This window comes from Pleomorphomonas diazotrophica (assembly GCF_002844595.1).
GTDB classification, from domain to species: domain Bacteria; phylum Pseudomonadota; class Alphaproteobacteria; order Rhizobiales; family Pleomorphomonadaceae; genus Pleomorphomonas; species Pleomorphomonas diazotrophica.
On the sequence record NZ_PJNW01000024.1, the window covers coordinates 37,918 to 44,436 of the forward strand.

Here is a 6,519-nt window from a genome sequence, read left to right on the forward strand (position 1 = left end):
TGCACCGACGCCGAGGCGGGTTTGCGGTCCTTGGTCGGCGGTCTGTCGCCGCCTTCTTACCAGAGCGGGGTCAGCGTCGGCGGATTGGCCTTCTCGCCCCACCACTTCTTGTAATTGGCTTCATAGGCGCCCGACTGGATGTAGTCGGAGACGAACATGTCGACCCAGCGCTGCAGGTCCGGATCGCCCTGGGCGATGGCGATGCCGATCGGGTCGTTTGAATACAGGCCGGGCAGGGTAACGAGCGACGGCTCCTTGGTGGCGAGATAGTCGAGCATCGACGAATCCTCGATGCCGGCGTCGACGCGCTTCTGCTTCAAGAGCAGTACGCCATCCGGCGAGAAGTTGTCGGTGTAGACCAGCTCGGCCGTCGGCACGGCGCGCTTCAGGAAGGTTTCGCCCGTCGTGCCTCGACCGACCACCACCTTCTTGCCGGCGAGGCCTTCCAGCGTCGTGATGCCGGCGTCGGCCTGCACGATGATGCGGAGACCGGCGCGGTTGTAGGGAATGGAGAAGCTGACAGCCTTGGCGCGGGCCAGCGTCGCCGAGGTGTTGGCGACCACGAGGTCGAGCTGGTTGGAGACCAGCATGGAGACGCGGGCGTCGCCCGAGACGTCGGTGAACTCGGGCTTCACGCCGAGCTTCTCGGCCAGCATGGTGGCGACGTCGACGTCATAGCCGACCGGGTTGTTCTGGTCGTCGCGGAAGCCGATCGGCTCGCCGCCCAGCGACACGCCGATGCGGATGACGCCGGCGTCGAGGATTTCCTGCAGCTTGGAGCCGGCGCTGGCCGTGCTCGCCAGCGCGAGGCAGACGGCCGCGGCGGCAAGGGTTGTCTTCAGAAGCCGATGCATGATGTCTCTCCTGTGATCAAAGCTGTTCCGATTGCCGCCGCTCCGGTGCGGGCATGCCGGGTTCCCAGAACCAGTAGGATACCGGTTTGTTGCCCCTGAGCGTGACGACGCGATGCTTGTTTTTGTTGTCGAGCGCATGAATGACCACCTCGCCGATGAAGCCACCCTTGAGGGCGAGGAGGTCCTCGGCGGCGCGCTCCACCGCCGCATCGAGGGAAAGGCCGAATTTCAAACCCTGCACCACGGCATGCGAGGTCGCGCAGCGCATGGTCATCTCGCCGGTGTGGGTGCAGGCGGCGACGCCGTAGCGACTGTCGGCGTAGAAGCCGGCGCCGGGAATCGGGCTGTCGCCTAGGCGGCCGGGATATTTCCAGGCCCAGCCGGACGTCGAGGTGGCGACGGCGGCGTTGCCGCCGGCGTCGATGCCGAGGAAAACAGTGGTGTCGCGCACCCGCTCGGGATCGGTGATGGCATTGGACAGCGGCACGAGCGGCACGTTCGGAAAGGCGGCGCGCGCCTTGTCGTCGAGAAGATCGTCGAGTTTCTCCCGCCAAACCCGCTTGCTGTCGGGATAGAGCACGTCATCTTCGCTGAAACCGATTTCACTTGCAAAACGACGAGCGCCTTCGCCAGTCAGCATGACATGCGGAAGGCGGCGCATGACTTCACGTGCCAATGCAGCGACATGCAGCGTGCGTGGCACGGCGCCCACGGATCCGACGGATAGCGTCGTACCGTCCATCACGGCGCCGTCGCATTCCATGTCGCCGACCATGTTGGGCCAGCCGCCGTAGCCGACCGAGCGAACGCTCGGCGCCGCCTCGACATAGCCGATGCCTTCGACCAGCGCGTCAAGGGCAATGCCCCCAGCGAGCAAGGTATCGACAGCATGGGAAAAACCGGGTTCGGCCTCGGTGTTGGCAAGCAGGATCAAGGCTCAGTCCTTTTTCATCTTGGACAGAAACTGGCGGATGCGCCGCACGGCAAGGCCGCCGTCCTCGGCGAAGAACTGCGCCGTCGGCAGGTCGACGATCAGCTCGCCCTGTTCGAGGAAGACGATGCGGCTCGAGATGTGACGGGCAAACTCGATCTCGTGGGTGACGAACACCATGGTCGTGCCGTCGGCGGCGAGCTCGGCGAGAATGCGCAGCACGTCGCCGGTCATCTCCGGGTCGAGGGCGGAGGTCACCTCGTCGAGCAGCAGGTAGCGCGGCTGCATGGCGAGCGCTCGACAGATGCCGACACGCTGGCGCTGGCCGCCGGAGAGCTGCTGCGGATAGGCGTCGGCATGGGCGCCCAGTCCAACCTTGTCCAGCAGGGCGCGGGCGCGCGCCTCGGCTTCCGCCTTGGGCAACTTCAGTACCTCGATCGGCGCGAGGGTGATGTTTCGGAGCGCCGTCATGTGCGGATAGAGGTTGAACAGCTGGAAGACGGTGGCCGATGCCCGGCGGGCGGCGACGAGGCCGGCCTTGGTGGAAACGTCGTGGCCGTCGACGGTAATCTTGCCGCCCGACAGCGTTTCCAGGCCGTTGATGCAGCGGATCAGCGTCGACTTGCCCGAGCCGGAGGCACCGAGAATGGTGACAACCTCGCCCGGCTCGACCCGGAGGTTGACGCGCTTCAATACGAGGGCGTCCCCGAAGCGCTTTTCGACGTTTTCGGCGACGATCATCAGATGCCTCCCCATTTCACGGACTTGCGCAGCGCCGCCTCGATGCGGCCGCCGGCATGGGCGAGCGTCTTCGCCGCGAGATAGTAGATGAGTCCGATCACCGCCCAGACGATGAAGGGCTGCAGCGTCCTGAGGTTCAGGATGTTGCCGATCTTGGTGAGGTCGAACACGCCGATCACCGAGATCAGCGAGGTCACCTGCAACTGGTTGACCAGGATGCCGATGAGCGGCCCCACCGAGAAGGCGGCAGCCTGTGGCGCGATGACGAGGCGCAGGATCTGCGAACGGGTAAGCCCGAACACCTGGGCTGCCTCGATCTGGTCGCGGTCGATGGATTCGATGCCGGAACGGAAGACCACGAAGGCGAAGGCGGCCGTGTTGAGACTGAGGGTCAGCGTGGCCGCCTCGACCGGCGTCATGCGGATATGCAGGAAAGCCGGAATGCCGAAGAACACCAGGAACAGCTGCACCAAGACAGGCGAGTTCTTCAGCGCCTCGGTGACCAGCACGATCACCGGCCGGCAGCCCGGCACCCGGTAATGATGGACGACGGCGAGCAGCAGGCCGATGGCGAGGCCGATCAGCGTCGTGCCGACGAACAGGGCGAGCGTGACGCCGAGGCCCTGCAGCAGCAGCACGATATCGTAGGGAGTGAAGTCGGCGTAGCGCATCAGCCCCCCGTCATGAAGCGGTTGAGGCGGCGGTGAACCGCCGAGATGGCGAAGGATAAGAGGGTGGTCAGAGAGGCGTAGAGCACCAGCAACACCGCATAGACCTCGAAGGGCTTGAAGGTGGTGGCAGCGACGATCTTGGCGGCGCCGGTCAGCTCGTTGACGGTGATGGTCGAGAGGATCGACGAGGTCAGCACCAGGTTGATCAGCACCGAGCCCATCGGCCGCACCGAGACGCGCAGGGCGATCGGCAGCACGATGCGGGTGAAGATCTTGACGCGGCTGAGGCCCGAGACCTTGGCGGCGTCGATCACCCCGGTGTCGACGGTCATGATGCCCGAGAGTATGACGTCAGAGACGAAGGCGCCGCCGGCGATCGACATGGCGATTACGCCGGTCTCAAAGGCACCGATGTAGATGCCGAGCTCCGGCAGGCCGTAGAAAAAGAAGAACAGCTGGACGAGGAAGGGAACGTTGCGAAAGACGTCGCCATAGGCGTTGGCGGCACCCCGTACCCACCTGTTGCCGGACGACCGCATCGAGGCGGTCAGCGCGCCCAGCAGCACGGCGCCGGCGATGGCGATGAGGCACGCAGCGACCGTCAGGGCAAAGCCCTGCAACAGAAAGCCGATATGGGGCTCGATCACCCTCCAGAAACGCACCCGTGTTCCCCCGCCATTATTGTTGTGAAAGCGGTTTCACTTTTTGTAGGGACGATTCCCAATGCTGTCAAGCAAGGGGGAGGAGCCTCCGTCCGCTTTCGGAAGGACATAGAATTTTACATGCGGAAAACTTCAACTTGACGCAAGAAATGTAGACTGCGAAATTCTGAAGACAGGAGGCGCACTTGGCCTTGCCCGCCTCTGGCGGCAATCTCATGATTGGCGCCCCGCCGTGGAAGCATCTACAATACCTGTGGTGCTCCGGTTGCGGATGGAACGGGGATGGCAGAGTGACCACGACAATCCGAACGATGGAAGAGTTCTCCGACTATGTCGGTCTGTCTCGTCCAACCGTTTCCCGCTATTTCAACGACCCCAACTCCGTCCGGCGTCAGACACGCGAAGTCATCGAGAAGGCGATCAAGGAGTCCGGCTTCCGGCCCAACCTGTTCGCGGTGAACCTCAATCGCCGGCGCACCAACATTCTCGGCATCATCATCCCCAACTCGACCGACGTGTTCTACATGGCGCTGACCCGGCGCATCGAGGTTCTGGCCGAAGAAGCCGGCTATCTCGCTTTCGTGTTGTCGTCTGACGGCAAGCCGAAGCTTGAGGAACGGGCGATCGAGACCTTCAAGGCGATGAACGTCGCCGGTGCCGTCATCGCGCCGCTCGGCGTGCAATCCCACCATGACAAGCTGGCCCGGCTGGGTGCCAGCATTCCGCTCATTTATGTCGACTCGCAGCTTGACGCCGTCTCTGCCTTCGTCGGCACAGACAACCGTCAGAGCTTTCATCTCATCGTCGACTATCTGTCGCGCTCGGGCGACGCGCCCTGCTATTTCGGCATGCCCTCGGTCAACCGCAATGCCGGAGAGCGTCGGGAAGCCTATCGTCTGGCCATGGAGGCCTTGAAGCTGGAACCGCGCTATGTGGCAACGCTGCCCGACACTTCCTGGGACTTCGAGCGTTTCGGCTTTGCCGAGGCGTCCCGCATTCTGGGGGAGGGCGGGTTTCCCACTCGAACGGTACTCTGCGCCAACGACCGCATCGCCTTCGGCGTTCTGGCGGCCGCCTATCAGGCCGGTCTCAAGGTCGGCCGGGGCGACGATTGCGACCTCCGTGTCGCCGGGCACGACGACCATCCGCTGTCGCGCTATACCTGCCCGCCCCTGACCACGGTGGCGCAGAACTATAATGAAATCGGCCGTATCGCCGTTGAACTGCTGCTGCACAAGATCAACGCCCGCTTCGACGAGGACGTCGAACCTCGGCCCAACGAACGCGTGCTGCTCAACGCCGAGATCATGCTGCGCACCTCGGCCTGATTTCTATCCTCACCGAGCAAGAAGAAACCCTCCCCACGCGTCGGCGTGAAGAGGGTGCGCGCGGCTAGCGGTCTTGTTGTCAGGCTTTTGTCTGGCGGCGCAGGATGGGTTCGTTGTGCACGGTCACGCCGACGCCTGCCTTGAGCTTGCCGATGCGGGCCGTGCAAGTGGCAACGGCGGCCTTGTCGGTGAGGAGAGCGAAGCGCATCCGGAACCGGGCTTCAGCTCCTGGCTCAAGGGTCTTGAGCCGGCCGGCGGCCCGCTCGACGGGCAGCGGATAGGGATAATTGGAGCCCGGCTCCAATCCGGTTACGTATCCCTGCTTGTCGGTGTCGGTGTTCTTCCAGAGCGTGAAGGCCGGCATCTCCTCGACGTGGTAGGTGACGGAGAAGCCTAGTGTTTCCGATGCGTTGACGAGTGCCACTTCAGTACGGCCGTCGGCACCGGCAGCGAGTTCGCACGCGTAGAGCATCTCGTCGAAATCGCGCGTCGGGCCGCGGTAACGGTCCCAAGTCGCGAGATCCGGCTTGGCGGCATCGTTGAACGGGGCGACATGGGTGAATGGCCCGATGACGCGGGCGCCTTCCTCCAGCACCGGACGCCCGACGTTGGTGTGATAGATCACCTCGTAGGGGTGGGCGTAATCGGCGCGGTTGACCAGCCGGTCGTCGAGCGAGAAGCCGGTATCGCCGGGCACGACGATCAGCTCCGTGAAGGTCTCGAACTCCACGTTCTTGAACGCCTTTTCCTTGATGAGCCCGCATAGCGTGATGCGATGCGGCGCCTCACGTGAAATGCGCACCTCCACCTTGGAAGCGGGCGTGTTGCCGGCTCGACCGTGCAGCGTATAGACCTTGTCGCCATCGACCATCGGATGGCCGGTCCACTCGTAGCCACAGCGGACCATCAGCTCGTTGAAGCCTTCGAGCCAGCCGAGGCCGTTGCGTTCGCCGAGGCGGATGAAGGCGGGATGCACGACCTCGTCGACCGGCGATGCCCAGCCGAAGTTGGTGTCGTCGAGGCTCGCCTTCAGGATGCCCATGCCGCGCGTCGGAATGACGGTCACCGCAAGACGTCCGGCCCGAATGGTGACGAGCGTGCTGCCCTCCTGCCGGCCGCCATGCAGCGTCCTTTTCACGATCTCGAAGGGGGTGCCGCCCTTGAGGCCGAGTTCGTCGGAGGTGATCTCCCAATCGGCGAGCTCGAGCCCGCCGGCCGTGTCGGTCAGCGTGAAGATGATGTCATCCATTTGCCTTTGTCCTGTTTGCCCGTCGTCAGAGGCAGGCTTTGAAATAGTCGTCGAGGACGAGATCGACCATGGCCAGGGACAGG

7 protein-coding genes are annotated in these 6,519 nt (G+C 63.9%); 1 reads left to right on the forward strand and 6 read right to left on the reverse strand.

The window, feature by feature from the left end; genetic code table 11:
* Positions 1-56 precede the first annotated feature (56 nt).
* From CXZ10_RS21125 to CXZ10_RS21145, 5 genes are read right to left on the reverse strand one after another with little or no spacing between them, the layout of a single operon-like run.
* Complete coding sequence (locus tag CXZ10_RS21125; RefSeq protein ID WP_101291349.1) at positions 57-854, reverse strand: transporter substrate-binding domain-containing protein; 798 nt, start codon at positions 852-854, stop codon at positions 57-59.
* A gap of 16 nt (positions 855-870) precedes the next feature.
* Complete coding sequence (locus tag CXZ10_RS21130) at positions 871-1,788, reverse strand: isoaspartyl peptidase/L-asparaginase (RefSeq protein ID WP_101291350.1); 918 nt, start codon at positions 1,786-1,788, stop codon at positions 871-873.
* 3 nt (positions 1,789-1,791) lie between these two features.
* Positions 1,792-2,526 carry an amino acid ABC transporter ATP-binding protein gene (locus CXZ10_RS21135; protein ID WP_101291351.1) on the reverse strand — a complete coding sequence of 245 codons (735 nt, stop codon included), beginning with the start codon at positions 2,524-2,526 and terminating at the stop codon, positions 1,792-1,794.
* Positions 2,526-3,197, reverse strand: a complete 672-nt coding sequence (locus CXZ10_RS21140; protein WP_101291352.1) for an amino acid ABC transporter permease — start codon at positions 3,195-3,197, stop codon at positions 2,526-2,528. The genes CXZ10_RS21135 and CXZ10_RS21140 overlap by 1 nt, the downstream gene beginning before the upstream one ends.
* Complete coding sequence (locus CXZ10_RS21145; protein ID WP_101291353.1) at positions 3,197-3,859, reverse strand: amino acid ABC transporter permease; 663 nt, start codon at positions 3,857-3,859, stop codon at positions 3,197-3,199. Before CXZ10_RS21145 ends, CXZ10_RS21140 begins: the two co-directional genes overlap by 1 nt.
* A gap of 311 nt (positions 3,860-4,170) precedes the next feature.
* Between CXZ10_RS21145 and CXZ10_RS21150 the strand changes: the two genes are divergently transcribed.
* A complete protein-coding gene (locus CXZ10_RS21150) occupies positions 4,171-5,187 on the forward strand; it encodes a LacI family DNA-binding transcriptional regulator (RefSeq protein ID WP_101291354.1) in 1,017 nt (338 codons plus the stop codon).
* Positions 5,188-5,266: 79 nt separating this feature from the next.
* On the opposite strand, the gene CXZ10_RS21155 is transcribed toward CXZ10_RS21150, so the two are convergent.
* Entirely contained in the window at positions 5,267-6,436 is a 1,170-nt protein-coding gene (locus tag CXZ10_RS21155; protein ID WP_101291355.1) for an aldose 1-epimerase family protein, read from the reverse strand.
* Positions 6,437-6,519: the final 83 nt, after the last annotated feature.

Coding starts and splice junctions, on each gene's coding strand:
- CXZ10_RS21125 (WP_101291349.1), bottom strand. CDS start 854: ATGCATCGGCTTCTGAAGACAACCCTTGCCGCCGCGGCCGTCTGCCTC.
- CXZ10_RS21135 (WP_101291351.1), bottom strand. CDS start 2,526: ATGATCGTCGCCGAAAACGTCGAAAAGCGCTTCGGGGACGCCCTCGTA.
- CXZ10_RS21140 (WP_101291352.1), bottom strand. CDS start 3,197: ATGCGCTACGCCGACTTCACTCCCTACGATATCGTGCTGCTGCTGCAG.
- CXZ10_RS21150 (WP_101291354.1), top strand. CDS start 4,171: ATGGAAGAGTTCTCCGACTATGTCGGTCTGTCTCGTCCAACCGTTTCC.
- CXZ10_RS21155 (WP_101291355.1), bottom strand. CDS start 6,436: ATGGATGACATCATCTTCACGCTGACCGACACGGCCGGCGGGCTCGAG.